13 protein-coding genes are annotated in these 22,096 nt (G+C 58.6%); 12 read left to right on the plus strand and 1 reads right to left on the minus strand.

The features are described from left to right. Positions 1–139: 139 nt before the first annotated feature. The 9 genes from uvrA (at position 140) to KQH55_RS10495 (ending at position 16,255) form a co-directional block, all read left to right on the plus strand. The gene (gene uvrA, locus KQH55_RS10455) at positions 140–6,067 is read left to right on the plus strand and encodes an excinuclease ABC subunit UvrA (protein ID WP_235090796.1); all 5,928 of its coding nucleotides are present in this window, start codon (positions 140–142) and stop codon (positions 6,065–6,067) included. Positions 6,068–6,612: 545 nt separating this feature from the next. Continuing rightward, positions 6,613–7,389, plus strand: coding sequence for an SDR family NAD(P)-dependent oxidoreductase (locus KQH55_RS10460; RefSeq protein WP_235090798.1), 777 nt, complete (start codon positions 6,613–6,615; stop codon positions 7,387–7,389). Between the two features lie 301 nt (positions 7,390–7,690). Beyond that, complete coding sequence (locus tag KQH55_RS10465) at positions 7,691–8,590, plus strand: LysR family transcriptional regulator (RefSeq protein WP_076794368.1); 900 nt, start codon at positions 7,691–7,693, stop codon at positions 8,588–8,590. Positions 8,591–8,861: 271 nt separating this feature from the next. Further along, positions 8,862–9,134 carry a hypothetical protein gene (locus tag KQH55_RS10470; protein ID WP_076794606.1) on the plus strand — a complete coding sequence of 91 codons (273 nt, stop codon included), beginning with the start codon at positions 8,862–8,864 and terminating at the stop codon, positions 9,132–9,134. A gap of 346 nt (positions 9,135–9,480) precedes the next feature. Continuing rightward, positions 9,481–10,941, plus strand: coding sequence for a DegQ family serine endoprotease (locus tag KQH55_RS10475; protein WP_076788221.1), 1,461 nt, complete (start codon positions 9,481–9,483; stop codon positions 10,939–10,941). A gap of 280 nt (positions 10,942–11,221) precedes the next feature. Next, positions 11,222–11,821 (plus strand): TetR/AcrR family transcriptional regulator, encoded by a 600-nt coding sequence (locus tag KQH55_RS10480; RefSeq protein ID WP_235090800.1) that lies wholly within the window; start codon positions 11,222–11,224, stop codon positions 11,819–11,821. Between the two features lie 134 nt (positions 11,822–11,955). Then, the gene (locus tag KQH55_RS10485) at positions 11,956–13,065 is read left to right on the plus strand and encodes an NADH:flavin oxidoreductase/NADH oxidase (protein WP_235090803.1); all 1,110 of its coding nucleotides are present in this window, start codon (positions 11,956–11,958) and stop codon (positions 13,063–13,065) included. 179 nt (positions 13,066–13,244) lie between these two features. Further along, positions 13,245–13,970, plus strand: coding sequence for a ProQ/FinO family protein (locus KQH55_RS10490; RefSeq protein ID WP_235090804.1), 726 nt, complete (start codon positions 13,245–13,247; stop codon positions 13,968–13,970). A 713-nt stretch (positions 13,971–14,683) separates the two neighbouring features. After that, positions 14,684–16,255 carry a hypothetical protein gene (locus tag KQH55_RS10495; RefSeq protein ID WP_235090805.1) on the plus strand — a complete coding sequence of 524 codons (1,572 nt, stop codon included), beginning with the start codon at positions 14,684–14,686 and terminating at the stop codon, positions 16,253–16,255. Positions 16,256–16,418: 163 nt separating this feature from the next. Here KQH55_RS10495 and KQH55_RS10500 read toward each other — a convergent pair whose 3' ends face one another. Then, the gene (locus tag KQH55_RS10500) at positions 16,419–17,852 is read right to left on the minus strand and encodes an F-box domain-containing protein (RefSeq protein WP_235090806.1); all 1,434 of its coding nucleotides are present in this window, start codon (positions 17,850–17,852) and stop codon (positions 16,419–16,421) included. A 508-nt stretch (positions 17,853–18,360) separates the two neighbouring features. Here KQH55_RS10500 and argG point away from each other — a divergent pair. From argG to KQH55_RS10515, 3 genes are all read left to right on the plus strand, one after another. Beyond that, a complete protein-coding gene (gene argG / locus KQH55_RS10505) occupies positions 18,361–19,719 on the plus strand; it encodes an argininosuccinate synthase (protein ID WP_076788213.1) in 1,359 nt (452 codons plus the stop codon). A 67-nt stretch (positions 19,720–19,786) separates the two neighbouring features. After that, the gene (locus KQH55_RS10510) at positions 19,787–21,232 is read left to right on the plus strand and encodes an NAD-dependent succinate-semialdehyde dehydrogenase (protein ID WP_235090807.1); all 1,446 of its coding nucleotides are present in this window, start codon (positions 19,787–19,789) and stop codon (positions 21,230–21,232) included. 578 nt (positions 21,233–21,810) lie between these two features. Further along, the gene (locus tag KQH55_RS10515; RefSeq protein WP_235090808.1) at positions 21,811–22,017 is read left to right on the plus strand and encodes a helix-turn-helix domain-containing protein; all 207 of its coding nucleotides are present in this window, start codon (positions 21,811–21,813) and stop codon (positions 22,015–22,017) included. Positions 22,018–22,096: the final 79 nt, after the last annotated feature.

Raw genomic sequence — 22,096 nt, forward strand, 5'->3', positions numbered from 1 at the left:
GGTCGTGGTGCGGCGTAGGCGGATGCGACGATCTGTCGCCTAGTGCGGCCCGTCATGCTAGTCGCTGATACGATCCTAGAAGACAAAAATACTGTATGCGTGTACAGTATCGGGGAATACCCTAAAATGGTCGGATAAATTGTCTTCCTCGAACTCAATCCGTATCCGTGGCGCACGCCAGCATAACCTGAAGAACCTCGATCTTGACTTGTACCCGGGCGAGATGACAGTGGTGACCGGACCGTCGGGCTCCGGCAAGTCGAGTCTCGTTTTTGACACGCTATATGCGGAAGGGCAACGGCGCTATGTCGAGACTTTCAGCGCGTATGCGCGTCAGTTCCTAGACCGCATGGACCGGCCACAAGTGGACCGGGTCGATGGCGTGCCGCCGGCCATCGCGATCGACCAGACGAATCCGGTGCGCAGCTCACGTTCGACCGTCGGCACGATGACCGAGTTGAACGACCATCTGAAATTGCTCTATGCGCGTGCTGCGGAACTGTTTGACCGGCAGACCGCGCAGCGGGTGCGCCACGATACGCCCGAGACGATCTACGCGGAGCTTGTTGAACGCACGCGCGAACGTAATCCACGGGTGATCATAACATTCTCGGTTGAACTGCCGGACACCGCAACGGAGGCGGAAGTCGAACAGTGGCTGTCGGCAAGCGGTTATACGCGCGTGCATGCGCAGCGCGTGGTTGCCACCGCGTCCGGTTCCCGTAAGCTGCTGGACGTCGTGGCGGACCGTTTCCGCGTGCACGACGCTGACAAGGCGCGAGTCGTGGAAGCGATCGAGACGGCGCTCAAGCGCGGCGGCGGACGCGTTGACGTGCAGGTGCCTGAGCACAGTGACGTGCCCGCGCAGACCTGGCGCTTCTCAACCGGCCTGCATTGCCCGGATAGTGATTTGCGCTACGCGGAGCCGCAGTCGGCATTGTTCTCGTTCAATTCGGCCTATGGCGCGTGCGACAAGTGTCGCGGTTTTGGCCGCGTGATCGGCGTCGACCTTGGACTGGTGATCCCAGACGAGCGCAAGTCGCTGCGTGATGGCGCGATCAAGCCGATGCAGACCCCCGCGTGGAAGGAGTGCCAGGACGACCTGATACGTTACGCGGCGCGCGCGGGCATCCCGCGTGACACGCCGTGGGCGCAGTTGTCCGCGCAGCACCGCGATTGGGTGATCAACGGCTCGCCGGATTGGGACGGCGATTGGCAGCAGCAGTGGTATGGCGTACGGCGTTTCTTCGATTATCTGGAATCGAAGTCGTACAAGATGCATATCCGCGTGCTGCTGTCGAAGTATCGCAGCTATACGCCGTGCGATACGTGCGGCGGCGCACGGCTCAAGACCGACGCGCTGCTGTGGCGGCTCGGCACACAAGCCAACGCGGACATGGTGTTACCGCGCGAGCAGCGGTTCATGCCGCGCGGCGTTGACTGGACGCGTGCGCAGCTCGAAGCGTTGCCCGGCTTGACGATCCATGATCTGATGCTGATGCCGATCGAGCGCATCCGCCGTTTTTTCGACGAGCTAACGCTGCCGAGTCTGTTGCTCGACGATGCACTGAAGCTGTTGTTGGCCGAAGTGCGGACCCGCTTGCGCTACTTGTGCGACGTCGGTCTGGGCTACCTGACGCTGGACAGGCAGAGTCGCACGCTGTCCGGCGGCGAGGTGCAGCGGATCAACCTGACGACCGCGCTGGGCACGTCGCTGGTCAATACGTTGTTCGTGTTGGACGAGCCCAGCATCGGCTTGCACCCGCGCGACCTCGGCCGGATCGTGGAGGCGATGCAGCGATTGCGCGACGCCGGCAACACACTGGTGGTCGTCGAGCATGATCCGCTCGTGATGCTTGCGGCCGACCGCCTGATCGACATGGGCCCCGGTCCGGGCGAGCGCGGCGGTACGATCGTCTACGATGGCACGCCGGCTGACGTACGCGACGCGTCAACGCTGACCGGCGCGTATCTGGGCGGCCGCAAGCGTGTCGCCGATGCGTCCGAGTGGCTGCGTCGACCCGTCGATGCGCAGACGCGAAGACTAGTGCTCGAAGGGGCGACCGAGCACAACTTGCGCGACGTCACCGTCGAGATTCCGCTGCAGAGGCTGGTGTGTGTGACAGGTGTGTCCGGCTCCGGCAAATCAACGCTGCTGCAGGACGTGCTGCACCCGGCCCTGGCGCGCCACTTTGGCAAGCCGACTGACGCGCCGGGCGCCTATCGTGCGCTGCACGGCGCCGACGCACTGGGCGACGTCGTGTTCGTGGACCAGTCACCGATCGGCAAGACGGCGCGGTCGAACCCGGCCAGCTATGTGGGCGCGTTTGACGAAATCCGCAAGCTGTTTGCCAAGGCGCCGCTCGCGCTGCAGCGCGGCTACACGGCCGGCACATTCAGTTTCAATGCCGGAGACGGGCGCTGTCCGACATGTGGCGGCTCGGGTTTCGAGCATGTCGAGATGCAGTTCCTCAGCGACGTGTACCTGCGCTGCCCGGATTGCGACGGCAAGCGTTATCGCGCGGAAGTCTTGGATGTGAAGATCGAGCGCACGGCGCCAGGCAGCGCGTCGCGCCACCTGTCGATCACCGACGTACTGGAGCTGACGGTCAGCGAGGCGGCGGCGCTGTTCGCCAGCGATACGGAAGTGCTGCGCGTGTTGCAGCCGATCATCGACGTCGGGCTCGAATATGTGAAACTCGGGCAGCCCGTGCCGACGCTGTCCGGCGGCGAAGCGCAGCGGCTCAAGCTTGCCGGTTTTCTCGCCGAGACCGCGCCGAGCCGGGGGGCGGGCGCCGTGCTGGCACGGTTATTCATGTTCGACGAGCCGACCACCGGCTTGCACTTCGATGACATCGCGAAGCTAATGCGTGCGTTCGGTAAGCTACTCGAGCGTGGTCATTCACTGATTGTGATCGAGCACAACCTTGATGTAATCCGTGCGGCGGATTGGCTGATCGATCTCGGTCCCGGTGGCGGTGATGCGGGTGGCAAGCTCGTGTGCAGTGGCACGCCAGAAGAGGTGAAGCGCTGCGCGCAGTCGCACACGGGTCAGGCGCTGCTGCAATACGATCGGGCATTGCAGGCAGGCGGCGACAGTGCGGCGTTGTCCGGTCCGCATGGCGTGAACGAGTCGTCGGTGCCGTACCTGGCCGGCGAGGCCGCTGCCGCCGGCGTCGCGCTGCAAACGGCATTGGCAGCGGCGCGGGTGCGACGCGCGAGCACTGAACAGGCGGTGCGGATCGTTAACGCGCGCGAGCACAATCTGAAGTCACTCGATGTTGATATCCCCCACGGTAAGTTCAACGTGGTCACCGGGGTGTCGGGCTCAGGCAAGTCGACGCTCGCGTTCGACATTTTGTTCCATGAGGGGCAGCGCCGCTATCTCGAGTCGCTGAACGCGTATGCCCGCTCGATTGTGCAGCCCGCGGGCCGGCCGGAAGTCGACGCGGTGTATGGTATTCCACCGACCGTCGCAATCGAGCAACGGTTGTCGCGCGGCGGCCGCAAGAGCACGGTCGCGACGACATCCGAAGTGTGGCACTTCCTGCGTCTGCTGTATGTGAAGCTGGGCGTGCAGCATTGTGTGCATGACGGCACGCCGGTCGCGTCGCAGAGCATCGAGTCGATCGCCGCACAGTTGCTGCGTGACTACAAGGGACAGCATATCGGCTTGCTCGCCCCACTCGTCGTGAACCGCAAGGGCGTCTATACAGACCTGGCCAAGTGGGCGAAGGCACGGGGTAATACCCACCTGCGTGTTGATGGTGCGTTTGTCAGTGTCGATCCGTGGCCGAAGCTGGACCGCTTCCGCGAGCATACGATCGAACTGCCGGTCGCCGATCTGGTCGTGTCGGCGGATCACGAAGGTGAGTTGCGGCGCCTGCTCGCGGACACGCTCGAGGTGGGCAAGGGAGTGATGCACGTGCTTGGGCCGCTGGATGGCCTGCTCGACGGCATGACACGCGGCAGCTCGGGCGCTGATATTGGCGCGATCAAGGTGTTCTCAACCAAGCGCGCATGCCCGGTGTGTGGCACCAGCTATCCTGAGTTAGATCCGCGTATGTTCTCGTATAACAGCAAGCATGGCTGGTGCACGACATGCGTGGGTACCGGTTTGAAACTGACTCGCGAGCAACGCGCCGCGTTCGATGACACGGTCGTTGGCGGTGATGATCGTGGTCGTGAGCAAACGCTGCCTTCGGAGGAGCAAGAGCCCGAAGGCGTCGGCGACAAACCTTGCCCGGATTGTGGCGGCACGCGGCTGAACGACGTGTCGCGGGCGATCACGTTTGCCGGTCAGCCCATCGTTGCCGTCGCGCAGTGGACAGTATCGGATACACGGCACTGGATCAGCCAATTGCGGATGGGTGGGCGCGATGCGGAGATTGCGCGCGATGTCGTCAGCGAGATACAAAGTCGGCTCGAATTTCTCGAAGAGGTCGGGCTGGGCTACCTGAGCCTGGATCGCGCGGCGCCAAGCCTGTCCGGTGGCGAAGCTCAACGCATCCGCCTTGCCGCGCAGCTCGGCAGCAACCTACAAGGGGTGTGCTATGTGCTGGACGAACCGACGATCGGACTGCATCCGCGTGACAACCGGATCTTGCTGGACGCGCTGCGCAAGCTCGGCGAGAAGGGCAACACGCTGGTCGTCGTCGAGCACGACGAGGACACGATCCGGCGCGCGGACCATATCATCGACATCGGGCCCGGTGCCGGCAAGCGCGGCGGCACGCTCGTCGCATCCGGCCGTGTCGCCGACATTGCGGCGGATCCGCGGTCATTGACGGGCCGCTATCTCGCGCAACCGATCGTGCACCCGTTGCAGCTGAGACGCGCTGTCGATGCGGCCGGCCGCACGGTGCCGTCACGTTGGCTAAGCGTGCAACGCGCGTCGCTGCACAACCTGCGCGATGTGACGGTCGAGATTCCGCTGGCACGGCTGGTCGCGATCACGGGCGTATCGGGTTCCGGCAAGTCAACGCTCGCTCGCGATGTTCTGATGGCGAACCTGCTCGATGCAGTCGGGCGCTCGGTGCTGTCATCGCCAGCGGAGCGTCGCGCGCGCAAAGCGGCGCAGGGTGACGCCGACAACGTGTCGGCGCGCGCCCGACGCGCGAGCGTGCTAGCACGCACCGACGCCCGTCCGCGTATCAGTGTCCGTCATCTGTGGCGCGGTTGTGAGTCGATTACCGGCTGGGACGGCATCGATCGGGTGTTGGAAGTGGACCAGACGCCGATCGGCAAGACGCCGCGCTCCTGCCCGGCCACGTACATTGGTGTCTGGGATGCGATCCGCAAGCTGTTTGCGCAGACGTTGGAGGCGCGGGCGCGCGGCTACCAGGCATCGCGCTTTTCGTACAACACTGGCGACGGCCGTTGTCCAGCGTGCGAAGGACAGGGCGTGCGCACGATCGGCATGAGCTTCCTGCCGGACGTCAAGGTGCCGTGTGACGTTTGTCACGGGCAACGGTTCAATCCGGAGACGCTGGCTGTCACGTGGCACGGCCGCAGCATCGGTGACGTGCTGACCATGGAGATTGACGAGGCAGTCGAGTTTTTTGGCGCGATCTCATCGATTGCCCATCCGTTGCAGTTGATGAAGGACGTGGGTCTGGGCTACTTGACGTTGGGACAGCCGTCGCCGACGTTGTCCGGGGGCGAGGCGCAACGCATCAAACTCGTCACCGAGTTGAGCAAGGTCCGTGATGACGTCGCGCGACGCGGCCAGCGCGTCCCGCATACGCTATACGTGCTTGATGAGCCGACGGTCGGCTTGCACATGGCCGATGTCGCGAAGCTGATCCACGTGTTGCACCGGCTCGTCGATGCCGGGCACAGCGTCGTCGTGATCGAGCACGACCTTGATGTGATCGCCGAGGCGGACTGGATCATCGACTTGGGCCCGGAAGGCGGCGCCGGCGGCGGGACGGTGGTGGCCGCCGCGGCGCCCGAGGCGCTTGCAAAGGTCCGGCACAGCCATACCGGCGCGGCGCTCGCACCGGTGCTCGCACGCCAGCGGGCGCTACAGCACGACGTCTCGTGCGGCGATCGCCGCACGGGTTGACCGGATGGGCGGCAGGCCGCGCTGTGCGGCCTGCTCATGACCGTTGCGCAACCAATCGACACAGAGGTGACATGCGGCAGCCATTCACCCAGCAATCGGATCGCGGCGTCGGTTTCCATCGATTGCAGTAGCGCGATCGTTTGCAGCAGCGATGCCTCGTCGTGAGCTAAATCGTTTGCGCAGCGACAGCGGGAGACGCCCCATGATTATGACTCGGCTCTCTCAACGCCATGCTGGACAAGGTCCGCGTTGCATCGGCCGCTTTTCGCGTGCGAGGTTGGCGCGTCAATACGTTCCGCTTCCAACACCGAGAGGTGTCTTCTGGCGTTCGGAAACATTCGTTTCATACGCGCCAATATCCGTGATGCCACGCTTCTCACGCGTAGGCAATAATCTGAGATGCGCTGGCATACGTCTTGCCATATCATCGCGGGCCGAACGGGCGTGAATGGTGGCCCATCCGCTGATGGCTGACGCGCTTTGCACGCCGCGCGAATGGCTCTAGGCGGTCCGGGATAGACAGTACACTTTGAAGGAGACGTGAGATGAGTGAACCGTTGCAGGGTCAGGTCGCTGTGGTCACAGGAGGGGCGCGCGGAATTGGACGCGGCATTGCATTGGAGCTTGCACGAGCTGGTGCCGATTTGATGGTGGCCGATTTGCTCGACGCACCCATGGCGGAAACGATAGCCGCCTTGCGGGCTCTGGGGCGTCGTGCGACGTCAAGGAAGGTGGATGTCACGCAGTCCGCTATGGTTGACGCCATGGTCGCGCAAGCAATCGACGAACTCGGCGGACTCGACATCGTCGTGAATTGCGCCGGCGTACTCAATATCCATTCCGTCTCCGAGTTGAGTGAAAAGGACTGGGACTTCGTGATGGATGTCAACGCAAAGGGTACATTCCTGGTTTGTAAGGCGGCACTACCTTACATGGAGTCGAAGCAGCGTGGACGTATCATCAACGTCGCATCGATTGCGGGCAAGGAAGGTTTTCCGAATCTTGCTCACTACAGTGCTTCAAAATTCGCGGTTGTTGGTTTTACAAATGCGCTGGCGAAAGAAGTCGCCCGCGAGGGTATTACAGTTAACGCGATATGCCCGGGTATCGTGCGGACCGACATGTGGGACCGGCTCTCCGACGAATGGAAAAACGACGGAGAGTCGGTGGAGGAATCATGGTCGCGTCATCAATTGACGTTGATTCCGCAAGGCCGTGCACAGACACCGGAGGACATGGGCAGGCTCGCCGTATTCTTTGCGACCATGGAGAACGTCACAGGCCAGTCGGTTAATGTGGACGGAGGGTTTACTTTCCACTGACAAACCATTCGCTATAACGCGCGAGGGCTGAACATTCAGGCGGCGCTTCGGCGTGATCCGGTGTGCGTTGTAGGCCTGCTGGGGCGGCATCATTGCATGTCGCCCAGTAGATGGCTGCCTGAACCTGATAATCAAAGCTACGCTTCATACCATTCTATGTGGCCTCGGCGAGGGCCAGGTGGGACCGTTCAGCACATCGTGACGGTGATTGCGTGGCGTGTGTCCATTCGGTTAGCCGGCGACGGCGCTGCGCCGAACCCGCTATCATCTGCGCGTCGGTCTTATCAACAGGAAGGGCAGCGTGGACAGATTCACCAGCATCCGGGTGTTTCGTGAAGTCGCTGAAGCGGGCAGCTTCGTGAAGGCGGCCGAGCGCTTGAATATCTCGACTGCGATGACGAGCAAGCATATCGCCAGCCTCGAGCGTGAACTCCATGTCCGGTTGTTGAACCGCACTACGCGTCACATGAGCCTAACCGAGGCAGGCAGCGTATATTACGAACAATGCTGCGAGGCCCTGGACATTCTGCAGGCCGCTGAAGCGGCGCTTGGCGCACAGAGCAGCCAGCCGCAGGGTGTGCTGAAAGTCTCGGCGCCGGGCTGGTTCGCGACGCGGCGATTCGCGGACTTGGTCGCGGCTTACCAGCACAGGTTTCCCCATGTGTTGATCGACCTGCGACTGGAGAATCGCTTTGTCGACCTAACGCAGGAAGGCTATGACATGGCATTGCGCGCCACCTCCGAGCCGTCGCCGTCGTTGATCGTGCGGCCATTGTGCGAAGTGCCGTTCCTGCTAGTGGGCACACCCGATTATCTGGCTCGGCATCGCATGCCTCGCGAGCCGCTCGACATCGAGGCGCACCGGATCGTGCTGCCGAACTATACGAACCTGGACAGGGTTGAGCTGTCAGGGCCGCGTGGGCGGTTCACCATTAGAAACCGCGCGGTGCTCAAGACCAACGACACGTCGATGGCGCTGCAATGTGTCAAGGCGGGGCTGGGTTTGGCGTACCTGCCGGAGTGGATCGTCGTGACTGAGTTGCGCGACGGCGCACTGCTCAGGCTGCTGCCAGACTATGCGCTGTTCTCGCCGCGCGTGTACGCGGTCTACACGAGCCGCAAGTACATGACGTCGAAGGTGCGCACCTTCATCGATTTTTTGTCCGAGGCACTGGGCTCGGACGGGGCCGTGCCTCGATGACCGCGCGCACCGCGTGCCGCGTCCCAGGGCTTACCCATAGACGACCACGGCGAAACAGATCCGCCCAAACATCACGACGAGCGAAAAAGCAATTTGCTCGAACCCCCTGAACGCTGACGCATTGCCGTATTTTGTGTATCGAGCCAATATGATATCGTGAATAAGCGTTATGATCTAAGCGTCAGGCCGGAGTCCCGACGTCGCGCCAATGTCTTTCCAAGAGGGGACGATAGGCGGGATGGATAATCGGATCCTTGAACAGGAGAACGGAATGCGGGAAGAATCGAGCCCCGGTGGGCAGTCGTCGTCAGGCGCGCGTGGCGAGCGGCCGGATGTCGACCATTTGGATGCCGCGCTCAATCACGTGAACACACAGCTTTCGTCGGGCCATATCGCAGCCGGCGCAGCCAAGGGCATCCTGTACAGCTTAATTGAGACACTGGGGGCGCTGGTCGGTGATCCGGACCTGCCGGATCACGCGCGTTCGGGTTACGAGGGATTGCTGGAAACGGCGCGGGCGTTGCGCGCGCGGCTTGGCAAGTAACGCCGGCTGCGTGACTCACGGCCAACGCCGCCTGTCATCCCTTTCGTTTCCGCAAAAGGCTTGTCAACCAGTCGGCGCCTGGCCATCGCGCGTCTGCACGCGCACGCTGCCATGGCGGAGGCGAGCGGCTCTGCCGCGACCAATAGCCCGTACGCTTTCAAGTCGTCTCGAAAACGCACCACGCCGCTCATACACCTCGCGTTCCGCCTCGAGGCTGTGCTCGCTTTGCTGAAGGATACACGGCATTGCACAGCGATCCTGACGATCTCGATTTTAAGACAGATTTAAGCGGCCGCTCCTATTCTGGTAGGCATCATAGCAGTCATTCCGACAAGGAGCACAATCGATGAAAACCAAAGTCCTGTCGCGTAGCGCCGTTGCCGTCGCGGTGGCGGCCGCGTTATCAGCCGGGTACTTCGCTGGACGCAAGGACATTGAGCCTGTGCAGTCGGCCCATGCCGTTCCGATGATGCCGGCCGAAGCCGCCGCAAAGACCGGCGTACCCGATTTCTCCGGGTTGGTTGAAACGTACGGCCCGGCGGTCGTCAACATCAGCGCAAAGCATATCGTGCGGCAGGCCGCGCAGCGCGGCTTGCCGTTGCCAATCGACCCGAGTGATCCGTTCTTCCAGTTCTTCCGCCGCTTCTACGGGTTCGGCGGCAACCTCGGCCCGCAGCAGGAGGTGCCGAGCAGCAGCCTGGGTTCGGGCTTCATCGTCAGCAAGGACGGATATATCCTGACAAACGCGCACGTGATCGACGGTGCGAACGTGGTGACCGTGCGACTGACCGACAAGCGCGAGTTCCGCGCGAAGGTGGTGGGCAGCGATAAGCAGTCCGATGTGGCGGTGCTCAAGATCGACGCGAGCAACCTGCCGGTGGTGAAGATCGGTGATCCAAAGCAAAGCAAAGTTGGTCAGTGGGTTGTTGCGATCGGCTCGCCGTATGGTTTTGACAACACCGTGACGTCGGGCATCATCAGCGCGAAGTCACGTGCGCTGCCGGACGAAAACTATACGCAGTTTATCCAAACCGATGTGCCGGTGAATCCAGGCAATTCAGGTGGGCCGTTGTTCAATCTGCAGGGTGATGTGATCGGGATCAACTCGATGATTTACTCTCAGACCGGTGGCTTCCAGGGCCTGTCATTCGCGATCCCGATTGATGAGGCGATCCGTGTGAAAGACCAGCTAGTGAAGACCGGTCACGTCAGTCGTGGGCGGTTGGGTGTGTCGGTGCAGGGTGTGAACCAGGCGCTGGCAAACTCGTTTGGCCTAAAGCAGCCGCAGGGTGCGCTGATCAGTTCGGTCGAGCCCGGTGGACCGGCTGCGAAGGCCGGGCTGAAGGCAGGCGACGTGATCTTGCAGGTCAATGGCGCGCCGGTGCTAAGCTCATCGGAACTGCCCGCGCAGATCGCCGCGATGCAACCGGGCACGACTGCAAAACTGCAGGTGTGGCGGGACAGGAGCACGAAGGATGTCAATGTGACACTGGGCGCGTTCGCAAACGACAAGGTCGGGTCCAACGATGCGCAAGGCGCGACGCAGGGACGGCTCGGTGTTGCGGTGCGCGTATTGACGCCGCAGGAGCAACGCGCAGTGCAAGCTCACGGCCTACTGGTGCAGGATGTGGCGGGCCCGGCAGCAGCTGCCGGCGTGCAGCCTGGCGACGTCATCCTGGCGGTGAACGGCCAGCCGGTCACGACGCCCGCCCAACTCGCGTCAAGCCTCTCGCGGGCCGGTAGCAGCGTTGCGTTGCTGGTGCAGCGCGACAACGCACAAATCTTTATACCGGTTGACCTCGGCTGAGCCATGATGCGCCGTGGCTGCAGGGCCGGCCGCGGTGCGAATTGGAAATGCAACCGCCTGGGCCATGCTCGTTGCCGCCGATGCGCCGCGCACGGCGGAGCTGGGACAGCAACGTGAGCACGCCCAGTCTCTTGGCACTGCTATTAAGCCAGCGCTTTGTCACGCGAGTTGTCAGCTTGCTGGAAGGGCCACCTTACACGTCAAACGTGGCTCCGATGCAAGGATGGAGTCAAGTGGCCTTTTCTAGACGACTGGTCTACTAAACGCTACGATTACGTTTATGAGTGCAAATACCGCTGCCGACGTGCGGCAACATATCCTCGACACGGCCAAGCCCATTATGCTTCGTAAGGGCTTTTCGGGCGTGGGTCTGAACGAGATTCTAGCGGCTGCTGGCGTGCCAAAAGGCTCGTTTTACCACTATTTTGATTCAAAAGAGGCATTTGGCGAGGCGTTACTGGAGGCTTATTTCATTCACTATATCGACCGCGTTGATAATCTTTTTGAACGCACGTTGGGAACGGCTGCCGAGCGGTTGATGCGCTACTGGGCCGATTGGCAGGCGATGCAAGTGAGCGATGACCCGTATGGCAGGTGTCTTGCAGTCAAGCTTGGCGCCGAAGTCTGCGACTTATCCGAGGCGATGCGTGACGCACTCAGGCGAGGTACCGACCAGATCGTGCAGCGGCTCGCAGCTTGCATTGCGGCGGGCATTGATGATGGCTCGTTAAAGGTGGAGCTTGATCCGCAGCCAACTGCTGCAACATTGTACGAGTTGTGGCTCGGCGCGACGCTGCTGGAAAAGATTCGGCGCGATGGCACTGCGTTGGACGTGGCGATGACAATGACACGTCGCATGCTGCATTTGCCGGCAGAGTGACGGCGCCGGGCGTGGCGACGCGTGCTGGACATTGCTTTTTTGAGTGAGTTTGTAGACGACCAGTCTAATCGGGCTAGTTTTTTTATCGTATACCGTACCTGGTGCGGCACTTCTAACGTAATCAAGGAGTTTTCATGTCTGCGTTATTCGAACCGTTCAAGCTGAAAGACGTCAACTTGCGCAACCGCATTGCAGTACCGCCGATGTGCCAGTATATGGCCAACGAAGGAGTCGTGAACGACTGGCACCATGTGCATCTGGCAGGTATCGCTCGGGGGGGCGCGAGCTTGGTGATTGCGGAAGCGACCGCGGTGTCTCCCGAAGGGCGTATTACGCCAGGTTGCGCGGGTCTGTGGTCCGATGCGCAGGCCGCGGCATTCGAGCCGTCGGTGGCGGCGATCAAGGCAGCCGGCGCGATCCCGGGTATCCAACTCGCGCATGCTGGCCGCAAGGCAAGCGCGAATCGCCCATGGGAGGGCGATGATCACATCGCAAACGATGATCCGCGTGGCTGGCAGACGATTGCGCCATCGGCTGTGCCATTCGGTGCACATCTGCCGAAGGTGCCTCGCGCGATGACGCTAGACGAGATTGAGCGTGTGAAATACGCCTATGCTGCAGCGGCGAAGCGTGCGCTCGACGCGGGTTTTGAGTGGCTCGAGTTGCACTTTGCACACGGTTATTTGGCGCAGAGCTTTTTCTCGGTGCATTCCAACCAGCGTGATGATGCGTATGGAGGCAGTGCCGAAAACCGCGGCCGTTTCCTGGTAGAGACGCTGGCAGCGGTGCGTGCTGTATGGCCGGAGCGATTGCCGCTTACCGCGCGCTTTGGCGTAATCGAGTACGACGGCCGCGATGAGCAAACCCTTGCCGAGTCGATTGAACTTGCGAAGCGCTTTAAGCAAGGAGGGCTCGATTTGTTGAGCGTGACAATCGGTTTTTCGACGCCGCAAGCGCGTATTCCATGGGGACCTGCGTTTCTAGCACCGATTGCGGAGCGGGTACGCCGCGAGGTGCGATTGCCGGTGGCGTCGGCTTGGGGCATCGATACGCCAGAGCTTGCTCAACGGGTGGTTGCCAATGATCAACTCGATCTCGTGATGGTCGGTCGCGCGCACCTGGCTGATCCACATTGGCCCTATTACGCCGCTCGTCAACTGGGTGTTGAGCGGCCAGCGTGGACGCTGCCCGCACCCTACGCACACTGGCTTGAGCGCTACAAGGCGTCGGAGAAGGCCGCGTAAAACCTGCATGCTTGTGCCGCGATAGCGTGGTGCTACGGTGATTAAGCGTAGCGAGGGTTTATTTAGCGTCAATTCGGGTACGCTGTAGCCGCCGCACGCGGCTTCATGACCGACGACAGTCTCTTGCGTCCAGAGACGAACTGCTACAATGGGCAGACTCCTTTTAAATAACAAGCAACATGGGTTTTGAGCAACTTGCCGCGCTGAAGCAGCAACTCGCTGCACAGGCTAAACAGCAACGTGCTGAGCAGGCGAAGCAGCGTACGGAACGAGGTGGGCCGCAGCATGCCGAACAAGGCAAGCAGCAGAGCAAGCAACAATCTGCGGCTTATCATGCAAAGCTGGCACGAACCGGGCAGGGCGGCCAGCAGCGGCCCGTTGCACAGAGCAATAAACCGGTCGATCCGGTAGTGGAAGCGATCTGGCGCTTGCAGAAGCATTTTCCCAAGTCTTTTCCTAAAAAACCCGAGCCGAAGCTGCCGCTCAAACTCGGTATTCATATTGATGCAATGCAGCATGCGAAAAAGCTTGGGCTGACCGAAGCGCAGATCAAGGAGGCGATCGCGACGTGGTGTCAGGGTAATCGTTACTGGAGTTGCCTTGTCGAACATGCTGCGCGTGTCGATTTGCAAGGTAATCCTGCCGGTGAGGTTTCAGCACCGCAGGCAGCGCGCGCGCGCTGGCTGGCGTCACGGCGCTCGCATCCGCATGGCGGTGCCAAACGACAATGCGCGAAGGCGAAGACCGACGCGGCATGCTTGTCAAACGAAGCGCGGATAGCCAAGAGGTCGGCGCAGCCGCCATCGGCGCACGCATCGGTGGGCGCGCAGCAGATGGAATGTCCGGACGCCCAGTCGGTCGAAGCGCATGAAACAACCCAAGACCGGAAGACAAATTTGGAGTAAGGCCGGGCAGATTCGCTGCTGCGCCAGCGCAGCAGCGATGCGCATAATGACGTGCACGAGCGCTTGGCGTTGACCACACCCGGAGCCCTGCTGTTTAGTTGCCGTGTCTGAACACACCTGCATCGTGATATGTAACGGCGTAGTCAGCATGTTTAACTTGTAAAGGTAAACATGCAAGGTATGTGTAAGCTTGCTGCCAGTATATAGGTATCCATATTATTATATGGATACCTATATGATTTGCATGACTAGATTATTTTGTTGAGGGCGGCAACACTAGATAGTGCGTTAGCCATGAACCCGTTTCGTAGTAACCTGTACTCATAAAGGCGTTGTTTAGCAAAATATGCTCTGGTTTGTCCACCGGAGAACGCAGCCGCAACGCTGTTCGCTTTTTAATGAATCCCTTCAACGTTTTTTCTCACGCTCATTCTTCCAACGCTGCGAATTTTCAACAACCGGACGGTGTAACGCAAACAGGCGCTGACACCATATCGCGTCAAGGACAGCCACGCGTTCATTCGTCACCCCGGGTTCTTCAGGGGGCGATCATGACCTGGTCGTCGGACCCGACAATAAGGACCCTGGCAAATTCCTCCAGTACTAGAAATTTTCAACAATCGGACGGCTTAACGCAAACAGGCGCCGACGCTACATCGCGTCAAAAACAGCCACGCGTCCGTTCGTCACGTCGGGCTCGTCAGGAGGCAGTCATGACTTGGTCGTCGGATCCGGCAAGGACGATCCCGGCAAATAGTAGCCCGCTTCGGCGAGGTAGGCGTCAGCAATTCTCTATAACTGAGCCGGTCAACTTTGCGCAATTAGATGATGCGTTGAATGATGACATTCGGCATCTGTTCGATTTTGAAAACCATCCCCGTTCGGATAATACGAGTGTATGGACACGGGTGCGAACTCGCAGCGGCTCGCCCATTCGAGGTCAATCGAGGCCAACACGACGTGATGAACCGGCTACGGTTGAAGATCAGTATTTACAGCGTCCACCCGTCAATGTGTCGTCGCTTAGCAACATGTTCCGGCGTCTTCGATCGCCTTCAGCGTCCAACCAGCAGCAACCGCTAACAGCCGAGCATGCCGGAACCAGCGTAGTTTCTAATGCTGCGACAATCCAGCAATATCTTGCTGGTCTTAACGCGGCTGCAGGTGTTGTTGGTGTAGCGAATACTCGTTTCGTGCCAGAAATGAATTTTATTTTGTCACGAGAGGACGAGCTGATCCTGTCCGACTTAGAAGACCGCTTTGCCTCTTTAGGGGAAGCTTGCCCGGAATTTAGGCATAAACCATTCGAGGATGGACGGTTGTCGGGCATTTTGCGTTATTTTTCTCATTGGCTAAATGTGAAGCATGGAGGCAGTTTGTCTGATTATTTGAGGAGTCAGCCGGTTACAGATCGAACAAATATTTACAATCCTACTACTTCGTTTGATTTGTTTAAAAACGATGCTGATTTAAAAATAAATTATAAATATAGATCTAAGCTTGATAGGGCTATTGGCAAATTTAAGTATTTGCTTGAGTGGGAGAGGGGGAAGCGATTTTCGAAAATGACGGGCTATGATGGTTTGAATTTGGAAAATTCTTCGGCGCCCACTCTGGCTAGTGACGCGCGTAATATCATTAGTCTCCGCTTGCAAATGTCGTCGCCTAAAGAAAAAGATGCCGATATCCTTAATGAATTTCGGGATTCTCTGGTATATCGTGGTACGTTGTCAAAAGTAAAGGATTTTATAAAAAGGGAATTTGGATTTGACGAGTCGTTGAGTGTTGTAAGGTCGGAAGGTGATAGGGAGTTTAATAATGCGCTGGAGGTTCTTTTTAAAGCTGATCAAAGCATATCAAAAAACTTTAAAAGCGACTTTAGGAGGTCGATTAATGCTTTGCGCGGAAAAGAAAGAGCTCTTTTGATGGGGAACTACGATAAATTGTTGTGTCCACGAGACAAAATAACTTCCGATATTATTTTTAATTGTTGTAAGGATAACGGGGTTAGTCTTGGGAATAATAATATCAACATCAAGTCATTAAAGGTTTTTTCTTATTGGTTGGACACTAAGGGTTTTGATATTGATTTGGCGAATATTTTGATTGGAAGCCATTGCAGAAGGCAAGTCGATGAGCTGATGGGTCAATATGTTTTGGATAAAGGGGTTGAGCTAAGATTTAGAAGTGATATAAAAATGTTTGTTGAAAGACTTAGGGGTATAGAAAATATAAGGAGTATATTAAACAGTGGTGCTGGTGTGCATAACAGCGTTAACGTTTAAGTTTTTGGTTGATTGGGTGTTGCATGAAATGCAAAGGGTCGCCTAACTGTAGCTAGTTCATAATTTAAGTTTTTCCATAATAAGAACTGATGAAACCGATGGCCGCATTCGTGCGTATGCTAGACACTGGTGACGGTCGTCGGAAAAATAGTATAAGACAACGCTACTCGGCAATGTATCTAAGCAGAGAGGTGTGGGTATTTTGAGTAAGTTTGTTACGCTCGATAAAAGCCATGATTTCAATTTTAAAATCTCTTTTTTGCTCGGAGGATAATCTTAGCATCAAACACATATCTTTCACTGCTTCAAGCACGTCCACAACGTCCGTTTCATCGCCGCCGTCAAGTAGGCGTAGTGCGAGTTGCCATATGTGTTTCAATGGTAGGGTGTCTTTTAGCATCACTGCACTTAATATTAACCCAAACGCCGCCATACTACGCTGCGAAGGCTCCACGCGTTGAATGGTGGTTTCGAGCAGCGAAAATTCATACGCATGTAAAGCGGATGGTAGATACTTTAGCGCACATGGCAGGTTGCGCAACGCGCTACCCAATTGGTGATTCGGCAATGACAACGTCATGCGACGCATATTGGAGAAGTACTCCGGCCTTTGAGAATCTGGAACGACCCATATTGTCTCGGCCAATGCGCCAATCGGCGCACCTTGGTGCGACGGCGGCAAGCGCTGTGCCCATTGTTGGAGTATTCCATAATATTCGGCAGCTTTCGTCTCATTGACATTCCAGTGCAAACGCAGCAGGAGCTCCGCCAGTTTTGTAATCAAATCAGCTTGCCCGGTCGTGCCTAAATTAGGAAGCCGGTTTAGGAAAACCCGATATTCGCTTTCAAACTGCGAGGGGTCAATTGGCAGGCATTCTAGCAGCGATGCCAGCTCGGCCCAGGTATTGTCTTGTTCTCTACCTCGTCGTTCTGCCATTGCATATGCAAAATTATACATTTTGAGTCGCTGCGGGGCCGGACAATCGCTTATAAGTTTGATCATCGCTTTTTGTAGCTGCAAGCGTTGCTTTTGGGGCATGCGGTCGGCAGCCTCAAAAATAAGTGAGAACGCCGTTGGCTTTTGCGCATCGGGCAAGTCTAATATTAGCCACCCCAGCGTTCTGAGTGGCTCAGCGCGCAACGCAGGGTTTACGCGGATGCGTTCAATCTCGGCTAACAACTGAAGCACTGATGTTAAATTAAAAGTTCTTTCTCCTAGGCGTATGGCGCGTGCATAGCAAAGATAGCGTAGCCGCTGTTCCCGCAGCACGTGGTATGTGCGCCTGTCCACGGTCGATAAATCGCCGATAAGATAAAAGGGTAGGTAGTCAGCTACCTGCTGGATGATTTCGGGCGGCAGATCTCGGTAGGTTGTCGGACGGTTTTTACTAACTATTGTTGAGCCATTGGCTGGTTCTTTGGCTTGATTTTCCGCTGTACAGATCAGCGGCTCTTTCAACGTACATGTGTTCTCGGGTGCCACCTGACGTAATGAGACAGGTGGTGCGGCTGTAGCAGCATGATGGTTTTGCTGGCTCTGCATTGCGCACATAGCCACCTGAGCGTTGATAGAGGCAAGGTTAGGATCAAAATCCATGGTTAATTTTATTAAGTTTAAGTTTGAATAGGCATGCGGATGGCGTCATTGGTACAGATACTTGCCGTTGCACTGTGAATGCATTGCGGCGCCTGGACGGTCATTGCGCTAGCCGTGCGATTGGCCACAATGGGTAAAATTAAAAGCACTCAGGCGCAAAATGAAGGCTAATGGAAAAACGTTACCAAGTACATAGCTTAAGCAGTATTAAGTAATTTTTGGTCTGATTCATAATGTTCGATGTGTTTTTGAACAGCATCATGGCGGGTTATCAAAAGTTGACGCGCTCGCGCGAGACATTTACCGCGCGCAACGCGATACTTGAGAGCGTGCGGTAAGTACCTGTATGGCGCGCGGGCTCCGCATGGCGTCGTGTAAACTCTTGGCAAGAGATGGGGCGTTTGGCCCGGACGCCGTCTGCATTGCGTTTTTGGTAATACAATTGATGTTCTGTGGGCGCAACGCCCTGTCTGCAAGCGTTTTCATCCGACATTTCCGCAAATCAGCTATGGCAACTATCCTGCAACAACTTCCGCGCGGCCAAAAGGTCGGCATTGCGTTCTCCGGCGGCCTAGACACCAGCGCGGCGCTGCACTGGATGCGCGTCAAGGGGGCGGTCCCGTATGCGTACACGGCTAACCTGGGGCAGCCGGACGAGGCCGACTATGATGACATCCCGCGTCGCGCGAAGCAGTATGGGGCCGAAAACGCAAGGTTGATTGATTGCCGCGCGCAGCTCGTCGCAGAGGGCTTTGCCGCGCTGCAGTGCGGCGCATTCCATATCAGTACCGCCGGCGTTACCTACTTCAACACGACGCCGTTGGGCCGCGCGGTGACCGGCACGATGCTGGTGGCGGCGATGAAGGAGGATGGGGTCAACATCTGGGGCGATGGCAGCACGTTCAAAGGTAATGACATCGAGCGCTTTTACCGTTATGGGCTGCTCGTCAATCCGGGCCTGCGCATCTACAAGCCATGGCTGGACCAGGCGTTCATCGACGAGCTTGGTGGCCGGGCCGAGATGTCTGAATTCATGCGCCAGGCAGGCTTCGATTATCGGATGTCGGCTGATAAAGCGTATTCGACCGATTCGAACATTCTCGGCGCCACGCACGAGGCGAAGGATCTGGAGCAGTTGGATAGCAGCGTGCGGATTGTTGCGCCGATCATGGGTGTCGCGTCGTGGCGCGACGACGTGCAAATTGCTCGGGAGGACGTAACCGTGCGGTTCGAGCAGGGTCTTCCGGTGGCGATCAACGGCGTTGAATTTGACAGCGGTGTCGAACTGCTACTCGAGGCGAACCGCATCGGCGGACGGCATGGACTGGGTGTGAGCGACCAAATCGAGAACCGGATCATCGAGGCGAAGAGCCGCGGCATCTATGAAGCGCCAGGACTGGCGTTGCTGTATATCGCCTATGAGCGTCTGGTCACGGGTATCCACAACGAGGATACGATCGACCAGTATCGTGACAACGGCCGCCGTCTTGGACGACTGTTGTACCAGGGTCGCTGGTTTGATCCGCAGGCAATCATGCTGCGCGAGGCGTCACAGCGCTGGGTTGCGCGCGCGATTACCGGCGAGGTGACGATCGAGTTGCGTCGCGGCAACGATTATTCGATCGTCAACACTCAGTCGCCGCACCTGACCTACCAACCCGAGCGGTTGACAATGGAAAAGGGTGAGTCGACGTTCTCGCCGCTGGATCGCATCGGCCAGTTGACGATGCGCAATCTCGATATCGCCGATACCCGCGACAAGCTGCAAATCTACGCGAAGACCGGCGTGCTCGGCGCCAAAGGTGAAATCTCGTTGCCGCAGCTGGAGCAAGGCGAAGGCCAGCGCGGCGATGCTGTGGGCAAGTAACGCCTCGCTGTGTCGCATCGCAAGGCAAGCAGCATGACCGTACTCTAACTTTCAGGGATGAGGCAGCATGGTTACGTCGAGCTATACGGACACCCGACTTCTCATTGACGGTCAGTGGTGCGATGCGGCGAGCGGCAAGACGCTCGACGTGGTCAATCCGGCGACCGGCCAGGTCATTGGCCGTGTTGCGCACGCCGGCATCGCGGATCTGGATCGCGCGTTGGCGGCTGCGCAGCGCGGCTTCGATACTTGGCATAAGGTACCGGCCCACGAGCGCGCGGCAACAATGCGCAAAGCCGCGGCGCTGGTGCGCGAGCGCGCCGAAGGAATCGCGCGGCTGATGACACAGGAGCAGGGCAAGCCGTTTGCAGAAGCGCGGATCGAGGTGTTGTCGGCAGCCGATATCATCGAATGGTTCGCGGATGAAGGGCGGCGCGTATATGGCCGTATCGTGCCGTCGCGCAATCTTGCAGTGCAGCAGTCGGTGCTGAAGGAGCCGATTGGACCGGTCGCCGCCTTTACACCTTGGAATTTTCCGGTCAACCAGGTCGTGCGCAAGCTCAGTGCGGCGCTTGCATGCGGGTGCTCGTTCCTCGTGAAGGCACCGGAGGAAACGCCGGCGTCGCCGGCGGGGCTGCTGCAGGCGTTCGTTGATGCCGGCGTGCCAGCCGGCGCCGTCGGACTCGTGTTCGGCGATCCCGCTGAAATCTCGAGCTACCTGATTCCGCATCCGGTAATCCGCAAGGTGACGTTTACCGGCTCGACGCCAGTCGGCAAGCAACTCGCGGCGTTGGCCGGCGCACACATGAAGCGTGCGACGATGGAGCTGGGTGGCCACGCGCCGGTGATCGTCGCTGAGGACGCCGACATCGCGTTGGCGATCAAAGCAGCCGGTGGGGCGAAGTTCCGGAACGCGGGGCAGGTGTGTATTTCGCCGACGCGCTTCCTGGTACACAACAGCATCCGAGAGGCATTCGAGGCGGCACTGGTCAAGCACGCACAGGGTTTGAAACTTGGTGACGGGCTTGCAGAAGGCACCACGCTCGGCCCGCTGGCGAACGCGCGTCGTCTTGCGGCGATGATGCGGATCGTCGAGAATGCGCGCGCCACCGGCGCGACGGTGGCCACCGGCGGCGAGCGGGTGGGCTCCACAGGCAATTTCTTTGCGCCGACGGTATTGACGAACGTATCCCGGGAGGCGGACGTGTTCAATCATGAGCCATTTGGGCCTGTTGCCGCGGTCCGCGGCTTCGACCGGCTCGAGGACGCGATCGCCGAAGCGAATCGGTTGCCGTATGGCCTTGCTGGCTATGCGTTCACGCATTCCGTGCGCAACGTGCATTTGCTGTCTCAGCAGCTCGAGGTCGGCATGCTTTGGATTAATCAGCCTGCGACGCCGTGGCCTGAAATGCCGTTTGGCGGCGTCAAGGATTCAGGGTATGGGTCCGAGGGCGGGCCGGAGGCGATGGATGCCTATCTGGTCACCAAGGCGGTGTCCGTGACGGCGGTTTGATTTCGCTGTGACGCGGTCGCCGCGGTATTCGGGCGCTCGCGGGCTGGCCGATATAGGTCCCGCACCTCTCGCTTCGAGAATAGACTCTTCCACGCGAAGCCGGCCGGCGGCCCATGCAACCGCCCCATCCGGCCACCCAAGGCTGCTGTCAGCAGCAGAAATAGGTTAGCGAAAAATCGGATCAATCCGCTCAAAGGGGTTTGCGTTGCCTTAACGTGAAGTCACGTCGCAGGATGAATGCGATGCATTATGGTTATCGAGCGAGTAGAGCCGACCGTAGTAGAGCCGATCGTAGCTGTAGGTCGACTGTCAGTCTATTAACAAACCTATAAACTAAAGGCTTACTTCATCGATGGGCGCGTCGTGGCTCGGTCGCTGTGAGGTGGTGCGGGCTGCACATCGGCGCCGTTGTGCATCGTCACGGTTGCGGGGGCGAGCATGCGAGCCGGAGGCGGTAGAATTCACTTTTTCCTAGATAGTCTGCGATAACCGATTTGATAGCCATATCGATAAAAAACAGCGTTCCGTCGAAAGCGCGGCATACGATCAAGCCCGCAGACGTGCGACGCGAGGAACGGATGGATGCCGGTGCCAAGCTGTTTGTGCTGAACGGCATCGACAAGACGACGATCGATGACATCGTCATTGAGGCAGCTAATTCGAAGGGCACGTTCTATCATTATTTCAAGTCGAAGGATGAACCCGTTGACGCATTGCGAGGCGATTTTCAAGGCCTGGTGATGTTGTTTGCGAGGCTGCAGACAGCCGGTGCGCAGGGCGCTTGAAGTGTCGCGTGGTTTGCGTTTAGATTAGCGTTCGCTATGTTCACCGGTCTGCGTGATGGTTGCGGGCCGTCGCGGCGGC

Source organism: Mycetohabitans sp. B3, assembly GCF_021498065.1.
Classification (GTDB): Bacteria; Pseudomonadota; Gammaproteobacteria; order Burkholderiales; family Burkholderiaceae; genus Mycetohabitans.

Excerpts from the sequence above, each read along its gene's own strand:
- KQH55_RS10500 (WP_235090806.1), bottom strand. The coding sequence starts at position 17,852 with ATGGATTTTGATCCTAACCTTGCCTCTATCAACGCTCAGGTGGCTATG.
- KQH55_RS10495 (WP_235090805.1), top strand. The coding sequence starts at position 14,684 with ATGACTTGGTCGTCGGATCCGGCAAGGACGATCCCGGCAAATAGTAGC.
- KQH55_RS10475 (WP_076788221.1), top strand. The coding sequence starts at position 9,481 with ATGAAAACCAAAGTCCTGTCGCGTAGCGCCGTTGCCGTCGCGGTGGCG.
- argG (WP_076788213.1), top strand. The coding sequence starts at position 18,361 with ATGGCAACTATCCTGCAACAACTTCCGCGCGGCCAAAAGGTCGGCATT.
- KQH55_RS10480 (WP_235090800.1), top strand. The coding sequence starts at position 11,222 with ATGAGTGCAAATACCGCTGCCGACGTGCGGCAACATATCCTCGACACG.
- KQH55_RS10515 (WP_235090808.1), top strand. The coding sequence starts at position 21,811 with ATGGATGCCGGTGCCAAGCTGTTTGTGCTGAACGGCATCGACAAGACG.
- KQH55_RS10460 (WP_235090798.1), top strand. The coding sequence starts at position 6,613 with ATGAGTGAACCGTTGCAGGGTCAGGTCGCTGTGGTCACAGGAGGGGCG.
- KQH55_RS10510 (WP_235090807.1), top strand. The coding sequence starts at position 19,787 with ATGGTTACGTCGAGCTATACGGACACCCGACTTCTCATTGACGGTCAG.
- KQH55_RS10490 (WP_235090804.1), top strand. The coding sequence starts at position 13,245 with ATGGGTTTTGAGCAACTTGCCGCGCTGAAGCAGCAACTCGCTGCACAG.
- KQH55_RS10470 (WP_076794606.1), top strand. The coding sequence starts at position 8,862 with ATGCGGGAAGAATCGAGCCCCGGTGGGCAGTCGTCGTCAGGCGCGCGT.
- KQH55_RS10485 (WP_235090803.1), top strand. The coding sequence starts at position 11,956 with ATGTCTGCGTTATTCGAACCGTTCAAGCTGAAAGACGTCAACTTGCGC.